This is a genomic window from Streptomyces durhamensis (genome assembly GCF_000725475.1).
GTDB classification, from domain to species: Bacteria; Actinomycetota; Actinomycetes; order Streptomycetales; family Streptomycetaceae; genus Streptomyces; species Streptomyces filipinensis.
Window position 1 is genome coordinate 9,919 of the sequence record NZ_KL647047.1, and the last position, 16,773, is coordinate 26,691.

Consider the following 16,773-nt stretch of genomic DNA (forward strand, 5'->3'; position numbering starts at 1 on the left):
GGCGGTGGAGCGGACCAGCACCACCCTGCCCAAGCTGGCGGAGCGCTTGGGCGTGCGCTTCGCGGCGGTCGGCGTGGAACCGGACCCGGCCGGCCTGGAGGCACTGACCGAGCTGGTCGAGGCGGGGAGGCTACGAGTGCACTTGCAGGAGGTTTTCCCGCTGGAGAAGCTGTCCGAGGCACACGAGGTGCTGGCCGCGGGCGGAGTGCAGGGCAAGCTTGCGATCACGGTCTGAAGGGATTGCGTGAGGTGTGATCAGGCCGAGGCGGCTTCGGGGCGGTTGGCCAGGATGCCGTTCTCAGGGCTGATTCCTCGCCCCGGTACGCGTTGAACAGCTCCCCGTCATGAGGATGTGCTGTGCGTGGTCCCTCCTCTCATCGAACAGCTCGTTCGGGGATCGTCGGCAGGACCTTCTCAGCGATGTCGAGGAGGGCGCTGTCGTCGGGGAGGGCTCCGGACGTGCTCCAGACGGTGAAGTCGTAGTAGCCGCCCAGGTCCTTCCGGTCGAGGGCCACGGACAGCGTCCTGGCCAGGGGACCTTCTTCGACCGGTCCGCCGGAGGCGCCACTGCCGAGATCGATCTTGAGCTTCATGGTGTGGTCCGAGGAGAAGACCGCGGGCCGACCGAGAACCGTGAGCGTCTTGACGTCCCTCTCACCGCCCATCTTCATCAGCTTCACGTACTGAGCAGTCGACAGCTTGTTGTAAGTGGCCGAGACATTCACCGTGTACGTGTCGAAGGTGACCTCGGCCTCCGGCTGGGCGATCTTTCCGTCGGTCAGGGGAGCGGTTTCGGAGCTGCCGGAAGCCGTGGTCGCGGTCTCTCCAGGCGTTCCGAGAAGCCGGGCGAGGTCCGGCCGGTTGAGCGCCTTGCACAGCTCGTCACCGGTCACGGCCTGGGGCGTCCTCGCGTAGGCCTTCGACAGCTTCTCGTGCTCCGCACCGGAACAGGAGGCGGGCTGCGGTGTGCTGTCGTCGGAAGGCAGCACGTGTGGGGCCAGCCACAGTGCGGCCCCGAGTGCCCCGAACAGGGCCACGGCCGCGATGGCCTGGCCCCACGCGCTGGGCTCCTTCTCCGCGGTGGCCGCGCCGGGGCGCGGCCCGGCTCCGGCCGGCGCCGGGACCTGTACCTCCGCCGGGGCCTGCGCTTGGACCTGGGCCTGCGCAGGGGCCTGCGCTTGGACCTGGGCCTGGGCCCGCGCTTGAGACTGGGCCTGAGCCTGCGTGTGGGTCTGCGCCTGGACGGCAGCATTGACCGGCGCCGGGTCTACGGAGGCCGCCGGAACGGCGTTTCGGCGTGCGCGCAGCGCACGGACCACCGCGTAGACGCGTACCGCGGTGAACACGAGGAACACCGCGCCGAAACCGGCCGCGCCCCGGTCGTGGTCGCGGACGGCGAGATACGTGAGGCGTACGCCGAGAACGGACCCGATCGCGATGAACAGGGGCTCGCGCACCCAGAACGGCAGGAGACGGAGGAGGAAACCGAGCATCTGGCGATCTCACCAGGACACGAGCACAATCGCCGTGGTGGAAGCCACAGTTCCGGTAGCGAGCGGTGCCCTGCCGAAGCCGATGCCCCGGCATGCTGGGCCTGGGGCGATTCGCCCGTTCGGCTGCGCTGCCTCGCGCGTACCGGCGAACCGCTGTGTCGTGGACACGGACGCATGTCGAGGTCCGGCGTCTTCGGCGGCCTCGGGTGCCCAGCCAAGCAGAAGGACGGACGGAACACGCCCATGCCCCTCATACGCGGATCCGCGGTGGGCATCCGACGTGGCGCCGTGGGTACTGGCCGCGCTGGTGACCTGTGCGAACGTGGTGACCGGACAGGATTTCGCCGCGAGCAGTGGTATGCCCGCACCTTCGGTGCCCGCCCCGCAACTGCACTGGCGGCCCTGTGTGAAGGGCGGCGCGTTCGGCTGCGCGACCGCAAAAGTGCCGCTGGACTACACAAAGCCAGGTGGTCGAACCATCGAGCTGACGGTCATCAAACGGCGGGCGACCGACCCCGGTAGGCGCATCGGCACCCTGATCTTCAACCCGGGTGGCCCCGGCGGGCCCGGAACGGTGCAGATGCCACAGGGTGGCGGCGAGGCGGCCGGCACGAAGGCAGGGGGGTCGGTCCTCCTCCGCCCCGATGTGGCCGCTCCGGCACTGTGAACACCCGCTCCCATGTGCCGCCGACCGCCATGTCCGCGGCGGGCTGCGCCGGGGCCCATGACCTCGGCCGGGTTCGGGGCCGGCGCGGAACGGGTGCCGTTGTCTTCGATGTGGGCGGTGCCGTGGCGACCACCGCTGGGTCGCTCATCTGCGGTAGGCGGTGGCGGCGATGACGGGCAGCAGGGCGACGGACAGGGCACCACCGCCGAGCGCGAGAGCGGGATAGCTGGTGGCGGCGACCATGATGCCGGAGGCCATGCCACCGGTGGCACCGGCGATCGCGATGGAGACGTCGACCATGCCCTGGGTCCTCGCGCGGGTGGCCAGCGGCACGGTGTCCGTGATGATCGCTGTGCCGGACACGAGGCCGAGGTTCCAGCCCAGCCCCAGGAGGGCCAGCGCGAGCGCGAGGAGGGCGACGGAGTCACCAGGTGCTGCGGCGGCGAGGACGCCGGCGGCCAGCAGGGCGCTCCCGGAAGCGGCGGCGATCTTCATGCGGCCGTAACGGTCGACGAGCCAGCCGGTCAGCGGGGAGGGCAGGTACATGGCACCGATGTGCAAGGCGATGACGAGGCCGGACGCGGCGGTGCTGTGGCCGTGGTCGTGCATGTGCACCGGCGTCATGGTCATGATCGCGACCATGACGAGCTGGGTGAGGACCATGACCAGTGCGCCGAGGACGACACCTCCGCGGCCCTCGCCCGCGTCGACGACTGTGGCGGCTGCGGCCGGGTGCGCAGGGGCGTCGGCTTCCTCGGCCTGGGCGACGGCGCGGGCCACGAGCAGCGGGTCGGGACGCAGCCAGAGGGCGAGGACCAGCGCGGCCAGCGCATAGGCCGCGCCGGAGAGCATGAAGGGTCCGGCGAGGTTCGGTATGCCGAAGCGTTCCGCGAAGCGGCCGGCCGGTGCGGCGAGGTTGGGGCCCGTGACACCGCCGAGGGTGGTGGCGACGAGGACGGTGGAGATGGCCCGGGCCCGGTGACCGGGCTGAGCGAGATCAGCTCCGGCGTAGCGGGCCTGGAGGTTGGTGGCGGTGCCCGCGCCGTAGACGAACAAGGCGATGAACAGCAGCACCGGGTTGTCCAGGACGGCGGCGGTGATGACGCCGGCCGAGCCGATGGCGCCGGTGAGGTATCCCGTGGCGAGACCGGGACGACGGCCTCGGGCCTGGGAGATACGGCCGACGGTGACCGCGGTCAGCGCGGAGCCGGCAGTGAACAGGGCACTGGGCAGCCCGGCGAGGCTGGTCGAACCGAGCATGTCCTGGGCGAGGAGGGCGCCGACGGTGACGCCGGCGGCGAGCCCAGCGCCGCTGAGGACCTGGGAGGCGACGAGGACGCGCAGGATGCGGCGCTGTGCCTGTGCCGGGTCGGATATGTGGGTCGTCGTGCCGGAGGGGGCAGTGCTGGTCATGTCACTTCCGAGGCGGTGGTGTCGCCGTGCACGGGGATCCGGGCACGGCGGAGGAGGCTTGCGGGGGTGACACCGATGCGGTCGCGGGCCTTCAGGCAGACATGTCGCGGCCGGCGGCGTGCGGAGCCCTGGTGGCGGCCAGCCCGGCGACGCCGGCGCCGACCACCACGTCATGGCTGTCCCGGTGGGGCATGAGCGGTTTTCCTTCCCTTCGGGCCGACTTGAAGTACGCGGGTTCGCGCCTTGATGGGGATTCAGGTGACCGCGTCTCGGACCGCTCTTGCCCGAGCGCTCGCCGGCAGGGAGATCAGCATCACCGTGACTCCGCCGAGCAGCAACGGATGACCCACCTGCGGGTACACATCATCGCCAGCGGAGGAAGTGGTCCTGGCGGAGCTTGGAACTCGGCGACGAGCGCCCCGTCGACCTGCTCCTCGAGAACGCCGTCTCGCATAGCTACGGCCCCCCGGCACTTCACCATCAGCGCCGATCCCCCTTGCCGACCTGGCACTAGGACGAATCTAGGACGGCTGACGGACCCATGTCCATAACGTCACCACGGCCGGACTCACCGAAGGTCAGGGGGTGGGCGATGCGTGCGGAATTCACCATGAAACAAGAGATCGGCTCTCTCGCAGCCACGAAAGCGATGTCCCGCAACTGGCGTCCTCAGGGCAGCGCGATCGAGGCCGGAAACGGGCTCCCTGGCGCGCGCTCGTCGCGATGATCTCGCGGGTTCGCGCGTGGCCGACCAGAACCGGCTGCTCGTGCCCCCCTTCGGGACCCTCCGCCGAAAGCTAGACACGATCATTCCGTCCACGGTCGAACCGAGGCCCGGCCCCGACCGGGGCCAGGCCGCTCAAGGCAGGAGACAGCACCCATGCTCAAGCTCCCCAAGACCCGACGCGCCATCGCCCTCACCGCCGCCACCCTCGCTCTCGGTGGCGGTGCCGCCATCGGTGTCGGCGGCGCCGCGCAGGCCGCCCCCACCAGTTGCACCACCATCAACATCGGCAACCCCGGCAACATCAACGTCGGCGGTGTGTACGCGGGCCAGGTGGAGCAACAGTACGACGGCTGCGGCTATGTCCGAGCCCACTTCCAGTACTCCCACAGCTACTGGCTCGGCCACAGCGGAACTGCCTGGTCGGCGTACCCGTGCGTGCAGACGCTGAACTACGTGGGGCAGGCGTGCGCCAGCGGCGACACGGTCGACGGTCCGCAGGACGTGTATTCCGGGTGGGTGCCCATCCACTCAGCGAACCCTGACACGTGGCAGGCGATCGTCACCATTCCCAACGGCTGTTCTGCGGCCGGCGGTTCCTGGCACGCCTACGCCAATGGCGCAAACTGGGGCGAATACTCGTCGTGCTGACCCGTACGGCCAGCGGGGGGCCGAAGGGCTGACCGCGAGGGTTTGTCCAACCTCATCCAACCTCACCGCCGTGCGTCACCATCTGACCGACCGATCACCGTGACGGCCTGCCCCGGAGCGCTCCAGGGCAGGCCGTTACGCATGGGCGGGTCGCCGGTGGCGAAGGCTTCGTCGAGGAGCCGGTCCAGGCGGAGCCTGTCGAGGGTCTGTGTCGTCAACGAGCAGGCCGCGAGCGCGCAGGAACTGGCAGACAGGCTTGACCGTGAGGTGTTCGTCCAGCCGGGTCAGGTCGTGAACGTCGCGCTCGTGGAAGCGGTTCTCTTGCGGAGGCCCGCGCGCCGCCTTTGCCGGGTCGGTCGTCGCGGCGCCCGGCACGTTCGCGGGACCTCGTTGGCCACTCGCCGGGATGGCTGTGCACCGCTTGCCGCGCCCGAGTGAATGTGAAGCACTGGGACATGGATTCCTTTCCATCGGCATATGCATAAGGCATGTCGATGCGCAACGCGCTGCCCGGTCGCGGCCTCGACTGCCGCGGCAATGCACACCTCGCCGCGGGCAGGGCTCGCGGAACCTTCCCGGCACGAAGGAGCCAAGCATGACCCCTCCCGCGACACGCCGGGACAACCGCGACGCGGCTGACCCGGAACTGACGGGCATCCGAACCCTCGGCTACGCGAACCGCTTCGCGACGTGGGACTCCGAGTTCCGCTACGACGGGCGGATCCGCGTCCCGGTGGGCGTGAAGATCAAGCAGATCAAGTACTCCTACTACGGCAACGGCAATGCCGACACGGCCGCGGGTGAGGTCAAGCGCGGTCGTGGCGGCATCGGCCGGGAGTACGAGGTCATCGACCTCACGTTCCTCGACGACGCCGATGTCATCACCTTCACCCTCCGCGGTGACCTCGACGTCGACGCCGACCCGCGCCCCGCGTACAGCCGCACGTACCAGATCCGGGTCGACATCACCCTCGACGACGGAACCGTCCGCACGGCCAGCCCGCAGGTGGAGGTCCTTGGCGGGGCATGGGACAAGAGCAACCCCGAAAAGGTGGGCCGTCCGTTCGTGCGCCTGCCCTACGACACCGGCTGGGGCGGGACCCCCAACAGCCAGGCCGGCTTCGGCTACGTCTGCGACGACGGCCGTATCCCCGGGGACAAGTTCATCATCGACCTGGTCAACCTCCGCGAGGGCGCGGCGGACGTCGACAGCAACCACAGCGACTCCGTCTACTACCAGCTGGTGCATGAGGGCGGCACACCGTCCGCGTACACGCCCACTCCCCAGGTGCAGAAGGCCACAGGCCACCCGGGCGGCGGTGTCGAACACAAGGTGACCCTGCCCCCCATCGATCTGCGCAGGCTGGGCGACAAGCCCGGGTACTACCGCTTCCTGGTCTGGCCCCAGTCCTCCAACGCCGACGGCGGGGTCAGCGACATCTGCTGGAACCCCAAGGTGATCGAGGACGCCTTCCAGATCGGCAGCGTCTACTACCGCTACACCGCGCCCCGGAGCGCCGCGCTCTCGGTGTTTCCGGGAGGGCCTCCGGACGTGAGGCTGACCCGCGCCGGTGACATCGGATACCCGGGCGTGCGGCTGGTCGCCGACGAAGACGGAACGGTCCCCGCGCAGACGGTCCGGGTCAGCTTGCCGCAGGGCAAGGGTCTGCGGTTCGTCGCGGAGGACAACCCCGGCTACCTGCTGACGGTCCAGGGGGCCCGCGGAAGCCGGAGATTCTTTCCAGGGGCCGTGTCCGCGGACGGGCAGCGCATCACCTTCAAGAACGTCGATCTGGGCCTGCTCGGGAAGGGATCGGAGTCCCGAGCCTGGGTGGCGGCGAAGGCGTCCCCCAACGCCCCGCTGGGGGCCACGCATCTGAACTTCCGCGTAGGCGACCGGACGACGTCCTCCACCACCATCAACGTCGTGAGCTGAAAGCCAGGGCGCGGCCGGTCCGCACCGGTTCCCGCCCGATCGGGTGTCTTCGGCGACGGGAACGACCGAGTCTCCTGTGATCACCACATAGTTGACACCGAAGCAGGGGGCTTCGAGGTGGACGATGTCCGCCCCTTCGTCAATCGTCTACACCCCTCGTCCCCGGGGACCTGTCGGAAGAAGACTCCGCCGACGTGGGCGGGTTCGGCCCAGGCCGAGGGGAGTGCCGCCCGGCGCGGCCCGTCGTGGGGCGACGCCAGGCGGCGGGGGAGCGGGGTCAGGGCAGGAGGACGGCCTTGCCGTGGTTGCGGCGGGCCTCCAGGTCGGTGTGTGCCCGTGTCGCTTCCGCCAGGGGATATGTGCGCCAGATCGGCACGATGAGCTTGCCCTCGGCGGCCAGCCGCACCAGCTCCGGCAGGGATTCCTCGGACCCGTCCGCGCTGCCGGCGCTGAAGCGCACACCATGCTGCGCGGCGGACATGTCGGCGATGGTGATGACCCGTGCGCTGTCACCGGTCAGGGCCACGGAGTCGGCGAGCACGCCCGCACCGGCGGCGTCGAAGACGAAGTCGACCCCCTGTGGCGCCGCGGCCTTCACTCGCTCCAGCCAGCCGTCGCCGTAGCGGACCGCGGTGGCTCCGAGTGCGGAAACGCGCTCGATGTCATGCTCGCCGACGGTTCCGATGACGGTGACGCCCCGCGCGACCGCCAGCTGCACCGCGATGAAGCCCACGCTGCCGGCGGCCCCGTGGACGAGCAGCGTCTGACCCGACTGCACACCCAGTTGACCGAGGACACGGAACGCGGTCCGGCCGACCGTGACCAGCGAGGCCGCGACCTCCCACGACAGGACTCCGGGCTTGGCCACCGGCCGGTCGAGCAGGGCGTACTCGCTGTAGCTGCCGCCGACGGTCGTACCGACGACCTCGTCGCCCACGGCCGCGTCGGCTCCCTCGCCGACGGCGTCGACGACACCGGCCGCGTCCAGGCCCGGGGTCACCGGCAAGTCGGCAGGGGCGACACCCCGCCCACGAACGCCGAGGGACACATCGCGGTCGCCCTTGAGTCCGAGACCGGCACGCTGGTGATTGGCCAGCTCGACCGTGGACCTGCGGGCGAGATCACGCTTCCCCGCCCAGGCGTCTACGGAGGCCACGCATGGTGGGAGGGACGCGCCGCAGCCGCCGACTACTACGACACCACGCTTGACCAGCTCAGCGACGACCTTCCCGAGGACGCGCTCCTCGAAGCCTGGAACAACAGCCCGGTCACCGAACGCTACGTCCTCGACCTCGCATACATCCGCGAACCGGAACCCATCGATGACGAGGAGCTGTGACCAGTGGTGCTACTCCGCATGGGGAAAGGGGCCGATAGGCATGGCCGGTCGGGCCGACGCGAAGGGCGCGAACCGATGACCCATACAGCGGTGATCGGCGCGCTGCTCACCCAGCGAGGGCAGGAGATGAGCCTGCGCGAGATCGCGGCCCGGCTCGTCATCACCAAGGGCGCCAAGAAGGGCCAGCCACCCCTCCCCCGCAACCGTCATGCGCATGCTGCGCGAGCACGACGAACAGACAGCCGCCGCACGGCCCGTGTCCGTGCTGGACGCCACTGAGGACGACGACGGCCGCATCACCGCGGACTACTTCAAGGACGCCACCACTACTGGCCTCGCGGACCGGTACGCCTACGACGACGCCGGCCGGATGACCCGTAGCTGTACCGACACCTCCACCACTGGGTCCTGCCTCACCGGCAACAACGGCAGCACCTACAACTACGACAAAGTCGGCGCCTCACCACCTCATCCGGGTCTGCTGCACGATCGGGTGACATCTGAACTGGCTTGCCCTGTAGGGCGGGTGGGAAGGATGTCGCTGTGCCCAAGCCCTATCCGGAAGAGTTCCGCCAGGACGTTGTGCGAGTCGCGAGGAACCGCGGATCGCGATCGTGACCTGGATCGAGCGGACCTACCACCGACGCCGCCGACAAGCCGCACTCGGCCGGCTGACACCCGTCGAATTCGAGACCGTCATGACCACACCGGCCCTCCAGGCCGCGTGACCGAACCTGTCACCTGAACACGCACCAGACCCCTGATCTCCGAAGCCGACAGGAAGATCAGCTCTTCCAGCCGGAGCAGTACCTCGCGCACAGCCCAGAACCATCGCCCCGAACGTCGCCGTCACCGGCCGTTTCCAGACGATCTCGGAAGACGCTCCGGAGAGATCAACGGTTACAGGGAGTAGGCACACACAGAAGTTGGACCAGAACCCGAGTTTTGAAGGCAGTAGGGGGCTTGCCAGGACAGCATCGGGGTGTTGCCGGTGAAAGGTCCTGGTCTTGCCGCAGATGTCGAAGGTCGAGCTGTACGCGGCGATCCGTCGGGATCACCGGGCCGGCCTGATGATGCGGGAGCTGGAGGCCAATTCGTCCCGCAGACCCATCTGCCCGGGGTGGAGGCGGAGGCCGACTTCGGCGACGTGGCCGTGCGGCTCGCCGGCGAGCTGGTGACCTGCTACCTCTTCTCCTTCCGCCTGTCGTATTCGGCAAGTCCACCGGGTGTTCGCGTCTGTCGGCCAGGAAGCCTCAACGCAGATCTGCGGCACAAGCAGGCGTTGGTTGCGCCGAGCTCACTGCCCATTGGCGACCGCGACGACGGCCTCCGCTCACGGGGTACTGGGGCCCTCGGCGCACAGTGCGTGGTCGATCAGGGAGCTGGCCGCTTTCTCTTGGTCCAGTATGTGCTTCGGGGTGTCGCCGCGTGCCTCGGACATGGAGACCACGGCACTTCGCCTGGCGTCGTCGGTGACGCCGTTGAGGGTGATGTAGCCGCCGTCGCCGCCCTCGTGGCCCCAGTAGGTTCCTCCGCAACTCAGGGGGCGTTCGACCAGGCCGAGCCCGTATCGGCCGCCGGGCCACAGCTGTTGGACCTCCGCGTTCACGGGAACCGTCTGCTTCATCTCGGCCAGCTGCCGCGTCGGTAGCAGGTGGCCCGCGAGCAGCGCGCGGAGGAAGACGTTCTCGTCCCGAGTGGTCGTGATCCACGAAAGGTTCTCGTGGTCCACCGGTATCTGGTCGGTGACGTCCACCTGGGAACCGGGGCCGAAGAGCTGGTATGCCTGGGCGTGCGGCTGGGGCAGGGTGGGCGAGGTGCCATTCCACCGGGTCTGGTCGAGGCCGAGCGGTCGCAGGATGCGGTTTTCGATCTCTTGGTGGGCGGGGTGACCGGTGGCCTTCTGGATGATCATGTCGAGCAGGACGTAGCCGGTGTTGGAGTACGCCCAGCCCTTGCCGGGCGGGAAGTCCGGCGCGTGGGCCACGGCGCGGGCAACCAGCTGCTCGGGGCCGTAGACGTCGTGGCGCTGCTGGTAGTACTCCTTGGGCGTTGTGTATCCGGGCAGGCCGTCGGGGATGCCGCTGGTGTGCTGGAGCAGCTGGCGGATCGTGACCCGGCTGCCGTCGTTGCCCTTACTCTGCACCACTCCCGGCAGCCAGTGGTCGACCGTGTCGTGAAGGGACAGCCTGCCCTCGGCCTCCAGTTGGAGGACCACCGTGGCGACCAGCGTCTTGGACGTGCTGGCCATGCGGAAATAGCCGTTGGAAGGGACCGGGCGGCCAGTGTCCAGGTCGGCGGTGCCGCTGGTGGCGACCGACTGCCGACCGTCAGGTGCGATCACGCGGACTTGCACACCGCTGACACCGAGGGCGTGGATCACCTCGGCGTCCTGGCGCAACCGCTCCACGGGGGAGGGCCCGGCGGGCTTGGCGCCGGTGGTGGCCGCGCAGGCGGTGAGCAGCGTAGCGACACCAAGTGCCATGGCGAGGTGCTTTCGCAGAATCGAACTCATGACTGAACGCTAGTTTCGGCCCCCACGGAGTGCGATCCGGCGAACCCCATGATCGGAGTGGGGATATCCCCCCAGCGCGTGCCTTGGGGGTTCAGAAGACAGACTCTGCCGCGCATTGAAAAAAGTTGCGGGCCGCTGTCGATCCGGCCGCGTCCAATTCGACGTCATGATGTGCGGCGCCTCGCCACACAGTGACGCGACAGGACCTGACGAGGAAACACGTGGATCAACTGCTGAGAGTGATGAATTTCAACGTCTCGAGTGAGGGGATCGGTGCAGGTGAGCACCAGAGTCTCGAGCGGCCGTTCGGCCACGACCATCCCGAGAGGCTGTTTGCGTGGGCCGGAGCCACGGCGAGCTGGCCCATGCGCACGGATCCCGGCGGGAGCCGGGGCCTCGACGACTACTTCACGCGAGACTTCGCACGCAACATCGGTGCCGAGATCATGGGCCGCAACAAGTTCGGGCCTCAGCGCGGGCCCTGGCAGGACGATGAGTGGCGCGGCTGGTGGGGGGAGGAGCCCCCGTTCCGCACTCCGGTGTTCGTCATGACCCACCACACGCGTCCGTCGTTCACGCTCTCCGACACCACGTTCCACTTCGTCGACGGCGATGCGGTCACGGTCCTCGAACGGGCGCGGGAAGCGGCACAGGGCAAGGATGTCCGGCTCGGCGGCGGGGTCACCACCATCCGGCAGTTCCTCGCCGCGGATCTCGTCGACACCATGCATGTGGCGGTCTCGCCGGTAAAGTTCGGGTCCGGGCTACGACTTTGGGAGTCCCCCGATGAGCTGCTCGACCGCTTCCACCTGGAGGTCGTGCCCAGCCCGAGCGGCGTGACGCACCACCTGTTCTGGCGAAGGTGACGCAAGGGCCCACTCGGGGCCGGCTGAAAAGGCTGGTCAGGCACTCAACGACCAGCCGTTCGGCGGATTCGCCCTGATCAAGCGCCCTCTGACACCTGCAGGCCCGCCTCGACGGCCCGCCGCCCTCACGGGCTGCGGGCCGTCCCACGAAGTGACGTTATTTCTCGCGAACATTCACGGCCCCGCAGACCGCCCGTCGACGCTCAAACCGATGGACGAACGCTGCTGCTTGAAGTGAACGAAGCCACCCGCCATCAATCTCAGCGCCGACGACGTTCGATCGCCGAGGCCTGCCATGCACCGTGGGCCAGGCGCAGGACACCGAGGCCGTCCACGGTGCGCTCCTCACCCGCTGCCGGCCGCTCGACGGCGCCTCGTGATCCCAGCACTCTGCAAGGCCCGCTGTGAGTGCGAGAACAGCGAGCAATGCCCTCGGCGAGTGACAGCGCGCCAGTTTCCGCTGAAGACTCACCGCCGTGAAGCTCTGAAGGTCACAGGCTTGAACCCGCTTCGAGGGCTCTTCGGCCGATCCTCAGAAAACGTTGGTTACTTGAGGGCACACTGGCGTCCATGACCGCGATGACTGACACGCTCGGGCCCGCCGATAACCTCCTCGGTGCCTTCCCGTTCCACCCGAGCGAGATCCGGATCGGGTACGCCCGGGTCAGCACCGGATCGCAGCGACTCGACCGGCAGATGGCCGTCCTCACCGAGGCGAAGTGCCGCCGCCTTTTCGCGGACAAGAAGTCCGGCAAGAACGCACTGCGTCCGGAGTTGAAGGCGTGCCACGCCTTCCTCCAGCCCGGTGACACCCTTGTCGTCCCGAGCCTGGATCGCTACGGCCGCTCGCTTCAGGACCTGGTGAACATGGTTGCCGAGCTGCGCGAGCGCGGGATCGGCTTCACCTCGCTGCATGAGAGGCTCGACACTCTCACCCCCGGCGGCAGACTGATCTTCCATGTCTTCGCGGCGCTCGCTGAGTTCATCAGGGAGCTGATTGTCCAGGGTACGAACGAGGGCCTCGCCGCCGCGCGGGCCCGTGGCCGCGTTGGCGGCCGGCCCCCCGTGGTCAAAGAGGACCTGATCCGCAAGGCCCGCGACATGCTGCCCAACCCGGCAAACAGCGTGGAGTCGATCGCCAGGATCCTTGGTGCTTCCGTCGGCACCCTGTACAACCACGTCCCCGATCTCAAACAACTCCGGGTCTCCAGCGCCCCAGGGAAGTTGGAAGAACCCCGCACGTGAAAGGGCTTCGGGTAGTAGCGCTCATCCCGACCCCTCTCTGATGGCGCGTCTCAAAGCGCCGACGGGACTACCCGCACCCATCGACCGAAATCACCAATGAAAAGAGGAACCCATGGAAGACAAGAACGAACCCAGTACGACGTGGAACATCACAGGCTCGCAGGACTTCATCGCTGGTTCTCAACAGAACTTCATTCAGAACAACGTCCACAACGCTGGATTCAAACCGGAGGATGTGGCAAAGCTCGCTGAACTTATCAGGCGGAACGGGGACTTGCTGGGGCTGTCGGAGAGTCAACGAGATGAACTGATTCAGGACGCCGATATCCTTGAAGATGAGGCCACCAGCACAAGCCCGGATGAGAGCAAGATTCGTGCGATCGGCCGGAGGATCAAGGGGTTGCTCGTATCGGCTCCTTCTGACTCCATGGTCCAGCAGATGCTTCTGTCGGCCTTCGACCAGGGCATGGGTTCAGTGCTGGGCAGCTGAGAAGTCACACAAGCGAGGAGGTGTCACGTGGATCCCAGCATGCTGACCGACGATGAACTGGAACTTCTTGAGTTCCTCTACGAGAGGATGCAGCTCCCTCTCCGGAACAATCCAACGCACCCCATTGAGGATGACTGCTTTCAATGTCAACTTGAAGCTAAGCGGCCCCCTCTCCCAGTTCCTCCCGAGGGGAATCCCGCGTATTTGGATGATATCCCTGATGCCATTTCGGCGAGCGTTGAGCCTTTGGTGGCAAAGAATCTCGCCAGCATGACTACGGTGCGATCCGGAAAATGGGGGATGATCCCGTTTCCGGCCGTTCGACTCACCGCTGCCGGGAAACAGCTCCATCGAGAGTACCTTAGGCAAAAACAGCAAGCGCAGCACGAAATGCGACTGCGGCGCGAGCAAGCGCAGCGTGAGATGCAAGTGCGGGGCGGCGTGACGAATGTATTCAACATTCACGATTCTCGCGGATTCATTGCGGGTTCACAGCGGGATTTCATCCAGGAAAACTGCGACGATTCCTGATGGCAAGCGGCAGAGGAGTTACCGGCCCTGGTCAGGCTCAACGCTTCACCGGCCGTCCCAGTGCCGGGCTGGCCTCACCCCGCGGCATGCGCGGGGCGGGCCCAGGAACCGGCCCGGTCAGTTCTCGTTCTCGTCCCCGCCGTCCAGTCTGGCCGTGGCCGGGTCGCGCAGCGGGCGCAGGCTGCCGCCAGCCGGGATCGCGGGCCGGAAGCTGTAGCGGCCCAGTACGTTGAGGTTCGCGTGACGCAGCGGGGATAGCCGGGCCACGTCCTCGCCCAGGGCGTCGTGTTCGCGCTGGTCGGCGGGCAGCGCCCGCAGCTGCTCGACGGAGGTGTCCAGGTAGCGGGTGGTCCAGAGCGTATCCGGGGCAATCGGGTGAACAGTGGGTGTTCACGCAGGTAGAACGTTTGCGGTCGTGTCCGTAAGAGATCGATGTCAGGAGGTCTCGCGCCGGGCGACTTCGAGCACCTGCTCCTTCGACAGCCCCGGCGGATAGGGTCGACCACGTCCGCGAGAACGTCGAAGCCCTGGCTCTGGGCACCGAGGAGTCGTCGATGCACCACCCGGACCCGCGGTATGCCGCGCGGCTCGCCACGTATGGGACCGTGGCCACGCACCTGTCCCTGCTGAGCGACCGTCGGCTCGGCGAGGTGGTGGCCGCCGCAGCCCCGCGCGGGTCCGGCATCGGCGGCAGGTCTGCGGAGCTGGACATCGATGGCACGCGGCTGTTCGTCAAGCGGGTCCCCCTGACGGACATCGAGTTGCGGCCGCAGAACGCGCGGTCGACGGCGAACCTCTTCGGACTGCCGATGTTCTACCAGTACGGGGTGGGCTCAGCGGGGTTCGGGGCCTGGCGAGAGCTGGCCGTGCACGTTATGACCACCAACTGGGTCCTCGGGAATGAGTACGAGGGCTTTCCGCTGATGTACCACTGGCGCATCCTGCCCGACTCCCCTCCCGAAGGGTTCGCCGACGAGTTCGGGGGCATCGTCGGTGCGGTCGCGCACTGGGAGGGCTCATCGGCCGTGCGCGAGCGTCTGGAGGCCATCGGCCGGTCTTCGTCCAGCCTGGTGCTCTTCCTGGAACACGTCCCGCAGACACTCGCCGACTGGCTGCACGACCACCGGACCGCCGCGTCGGAGGTCAGCGAGGGCTCGCCGTACCCATGGGTGGAGGAGGCCCTTTCGCGAGGGACTGCCTTCATGAGCTCGCACGGACTCGTCCACTTCGACGCCCACTTCGCCAATGTCCTGACCGACGGCCAGCTGCTCTACTTCGCGGACTTCGGACTCGCCCTGAGCTCCGGCTTCGAACTGTCGGCGGCCGAGGCAGAGTTCCTCTCCGGCCATCTTTCGTATGACCGCTGCCATACTGCGAGTCATCTGCTCCGCCACCACCTGCCCGATGGCCTGCGCGGCGATATGGAACCCGAGGCGTTCCTGCGCGAGTGGATCGCCGGCCACCGGCCCGATGGCGTTCCACGCGAGATCGCCGCGATCATCGACCGGCATTCCCGAGCTGCCGTGATCTTCGGCGGGTTCGCCCGCCGTCTGCTCACCGAGAGCAAGCGGACGCCATTTCCGACCGCCGAGATCGAGCGGGCTTGGCGCACCCCTGCGGTCGCGGCGCCCCACTGAGGCCGGACTACGGCAGAAGATCGCCGTCAGGACGTCTCGGGGTGGGTTGTGTGCCGGGGCCGAGGAGGCGCCGCAGTTCGAGGTTCTCGCTCTGGGCGGCTTCCCGGGCCTGCCTCAGGGCCTGGACCTCGTCGAGGTGCCGCCGCTTGAGCTCGGCGAGCTGGGCGGTGAGGGTGCGCACGACGCTGCTGGGCGAGTCGTCGGGCGGCTGCGTGGCCGGCTGTGGCGGGTGGCTTCGCTGCTGGGTCCGCAGCTGGTCGACTCGTCGGCGGATCTCGGTGCACCGGTAGAGGAAGTCGAGCGAGACACCGGCGGTCTGGGCGAGGCCGCGGAAGGTGATGGGCTGTCCGCGGCGGATCATCTCGCGCAGCCCCTTCTCAGCGCGGGCCTGGGCGGCGGCGCTCTTGCGGGCTGCGGCCTGGCGGAGGTTGTCGGGGTTGCCGCGCATGCCGTCAGCTCCCGCCCTGGCTGCGGGTGATGGCATCAGTTGTCCGCGTACAAGTGAACGTGCACCACCTCGTACGGATGAGAGTGCACCGTTCTTGATGCGGTGAGGGGCAAGGGCTGCGAGTCTGCTGCTGTCGGTTTGGGGTGGCAAAGGGGCGGCTGACGGTGGTCTTGGATCCGCATCGCTGGCTGGAGCTTCGGCGGTTTCGCGGTTTGTATGAGTCCGGCGCGATGAGCCTGCGGGAGATCGCGAAGGAGACCGGCTGAACCGCCGCACGGTCGCGAAGTACCTGTCGGGTGTGTCGGCTGCGCCGCCGCAGCGGGAGCCGAACGGGCGGCCGCGGCGGCGGGTGGTGGACGAGGTTGCCCCGCTGATCGACGCGATGCTCAGGGCGGAGATCCTGCTCAAGGGGGCGGTGATCCACGAGCGCCTGGTCCACGAGTACGGGGTCACGATCAACTACCAGCGGGTGAAGCTCTATTTGCAGGAGGCCAGGCCCCGGATCGCCGAGGAACTCGGGATCAGCCCGGGTGAACTGGCCGGTCTGCACCGCCGGTTCGAGGTGGTCCCTGGGGCTCAAGCCCAGGTGGACTGGGGTGGTGAGGGCAAAGTCCTCGCCGATGTCGGCATTCCGAAGGTCTACTCGTGGGCGTCTGGGGGGCTGACCCAGTGCCGGGATTGCTGGTGGTAGTCGCGCCAGCCTGGTTCGGGTGCGTGGCGGAGGCGGTGCCGTCCGCTCCCGGGAAGGCCGTGGATTGGGTGGTGTCGGCCGCCGCGTTGCCGCTGGGGTCGTGGTCGACCATGCCGGTGCGGTCACC

Annotated in this window: 17 protein-coding genes and 2 pseudogenes; 13 read left to right on the plus strand and 6 right to left on the minus strand. The window is 68.1% G+C overall.

The window, feature by feature from the left end; all coding sequences use genetic code 11:
• Positions 1-235: zinc-binding dehydrogenase (locus tag IO33_RS51990; RefSeq protein WP_037687763.1), on the plus strand; the 235-nt coding region annotated here is incomplete at its 5' end.
• A gap of 139 nt (positions 236-374) precedes the next feature.
• On the opposite strand, the gene IO33_RS0143105 is transcribed toward IO33_RS51990, so the two are convergent.
• On the minus strand, positions 375-1,493 hold the full coding sequence (locus IO33_RS0143105) for a DUF6215 domain-containing protein (protein WP_031174497.1): 1,119 nt from the start codon (positions 1,491-1,493) through the stop codon (positions 375-377).
• Positions 1,494-1,773: 280 nt separating this feature from the next.
• Between IO33_RS0143105 and IO33_RS53955 the strand changes: the two genes are divergently transcribed.
• Entirely contained in the window at positions 1,774-2,160 is a 387-nt protein-coding gene (locus IO33_RS53955) for a hypothetical protein (protein ID WP_209439031.1), read from the plus strand.
• Positions 2,161-2,304: 144 nt separating this feature from the next.
• Here IO33_RS53955 and IO33_RS0143110 read toward each other — a convergent pair whose 3' ends face one another.
• A complete protein-coding gene (locus IO33_RS0143110) occupies positions 2,305-3,573 on the minus strand; it encodes an MFS transporter (RefSeq protein WP_031174498.1) in 1,269 nt (422 codons plus the stop codon).
• An 880-nt stretch (positions 3,574-4,453) separates the two neighbouring features.
• Here IO33_RS0143110 and IO33_RS0143120 point away from each other — a divergent pair.
• A complete protein-coding gene (locus IO33_RS0143120; protein ID WP_031174499.1) occupies positions 4,454-4,948 on the plus strand; it encodes a hypothetical protein in 495 nt (164 codons plus the stop codon).
• A gap of 595 nt (positions 4,949-5,543) precedes the next feature.
• Positions 5,544-6,884, plus strand: a complete 1,341-nt coding sequence (locus tag IO33_RS0143130) for a hypothetical protein (RefSeq protein ID WP_031174501.1) — start codon at positions 5,544-5,546, stop codon at positions 6,882-6,884.
• A gap of 277 nt (positions 6,885-7,161) precedes the next feature.
• Here the strand turns inward: IO33_RS0143130 and IO33_RS0143135 are convergent, their stop codons facing one another.
• Positions 7,162-7,890: a quinone oxidoreductase family protein gene (locus tag IO33_RS0143135; RefSeq protein WP_425348013.1), complete on the minus strand. Its 729-nt coding sequence runs from the start codon at positions 7,888-7,890 to the stop codon at positions 7,162-7,164.
• A 78-nt stretch (positions 7,891-7,968) separates the two neighbouring features.
• Here IO33_RS0143135 and IO33_RS51005 point away from each other — a divergent pair, with 78 nt between their 5' ends.
• The 3 genes and pseudogenes from IO33_RS51005 to IO33_RS51995 form a co-directional block, all read left to right on the plus strand.
• Entirely contained in the window at positions 7,969-8,223 is a 255-nt protein-coding gene (locus IO33_RS51005; RefSeq protein ID WP_209439036.1) for a hypothetical protein, read from the plus strand.
• Positions 8,224-8,298: 75 nt separating this feature from the next.
• Positions 8,299-8,502: a hypothetical protein gene (locus IO33_RS50160; RefSeq protein ID WP_245236089.1), complete on the plus strand. Its 204-nt coding sequence runs from the start codon at positions 8,299-8,301 to the stop codon at positions 8,500-8,502.
• 320 nt (positions 8,503-8,822) lie between these two features.
• A pseudogene (locus IO33_RS51995) lies at positions 8,823-8,951 on the plus strand (IS3 family transposase); the annotation flags it as partial.
• 605 nt (positions 8,952-9,556) lie between these two features.
• Here the strand turns inward: IO33_RS51995 and IO33_RS0143155 are convergent.
• Positions 9,557-10,738: a serine hydrolase domain-containing protein gene (locus IO33_RS0143155; RefSeq protein WP_031174504.1), complete on the minus strand. Its 1,182-nt coding sequence runs from the start codon at positions 10,736-10,738 to the stop codon at positions 9,557-9,559.
• Between the two features lie 221 nt (positions 10,739-10,959).
• On the opposite strand from IO33_RS0143155, the gene IO33_RS0143160 reads away from it, so the two are divergent.
• The 4 genes from IO33_RS0143160 to IO33_RS51010 all read left to right on the plus strand — a co-directional run bounded on the left by IO33_RS0143160 (position 10,960) and on the right by IO33_RS51010 (position 13,870).
• Complete coding sequence (locus IO33_RS0143160) at positions 10,960-11,604, plus strand: dihydrofolate reductase family protein (protein WP_031174505.1); 645 nt, start codon at positions 10,960-10,962, stop codon at positions 11,602-11,604.
• A gap of 579 nt (positions 11,605-12,183) precedes the next feature.
• Positions 12,184-12,849, plus strand: a complete 666-nt coding sequence (locus tag IO33_RS0143165; protein WP_037687753.1) for a recombinase family protein — start codon at positions 12,184-12,186, stop codon at positions 12,847-12,849.
• Between the two features lie 112 nt (positions 12,850-12,961).
• The gene (locus IO33_RS0143170; protein ID WP_031174507.1) at positions 12,962-13,339 is read left to right on the plus strand and encodes a hypothetical protein; all 378 of its coding nucleotides are present in this window, start codon (positions 12,962-12,964) and stop codon (positions 13,337-13,339) included.
• A gap of 27 nt (positions 13,340-13,366) precedes the next feature.
• Positions 13,367-13,870 carry a hypothetical protein gene (locus tag IO33_RS51010; protein WP_157858104.1) on the plus strand — a complete coding sequence of 168 codons (504 nt, stop codon included), beginning with the start codon at positions 13,367-13,369 and terminating at the stop codon, positions 13,868-13,870.
• Between the two features lie 117 nt (positions 13,871-13,987).
• Here the strand turns inward: IO33_RS51010 and IO33_RS53960 are convergent.
• Positions 13,988-14,227 (minus strand): annotated as a pseudogene (locus IO33_RS53960) (hypothetical protein); the annotation flags it as partial.
• 197 nt (positions 14,228-14,424) lie between these two features.
• On the opposite strand from IO33_RS53960, the gene IO33_RS0143180 reads away from it, so the two are divergent.
• Entirely contained in the window at positions 14,425-15,507 is a 1,083-nt protein-coding gene (locus IO33_RS0143180) for a protein kinase family protein (RefSeq protein WP_031174509.1), read from the plus strand.
• A gap of 7 nt (positions 15,508-15,514) precedes the next feature.
• On the opposite strand, the gene IO33_RS0143185 is transcribed toward IO33_RS0143180, so the two are convergent.
• Complete coding sequence (locus IO33_RS0143185; RefSeq protein ID WP_031174510.1) at positions 15,515-15,955, minus strand: DUF6262 family protein; 441 nt, start codon at positions 15,953-15,955, stop codon at positions 15,515-15,517.
• 352 nt (positions 15,956-16,307) lie between these two features.
• Between IO33_RS0143185 and IO33_RS54415 the strand changes: the two genes are divergently transcribed.
• Positions 16,308-16,646, plus strand: coding sequence for a hypothetical protein (locus IO33_RS54415; protein WP_425348014.1), 339 nt, complete (start codon positions 16,308-16,310; stop codon positions 16,644-16,646).
• Positions 16,647-16,773 lie beyond the last annotated feature (127 nt).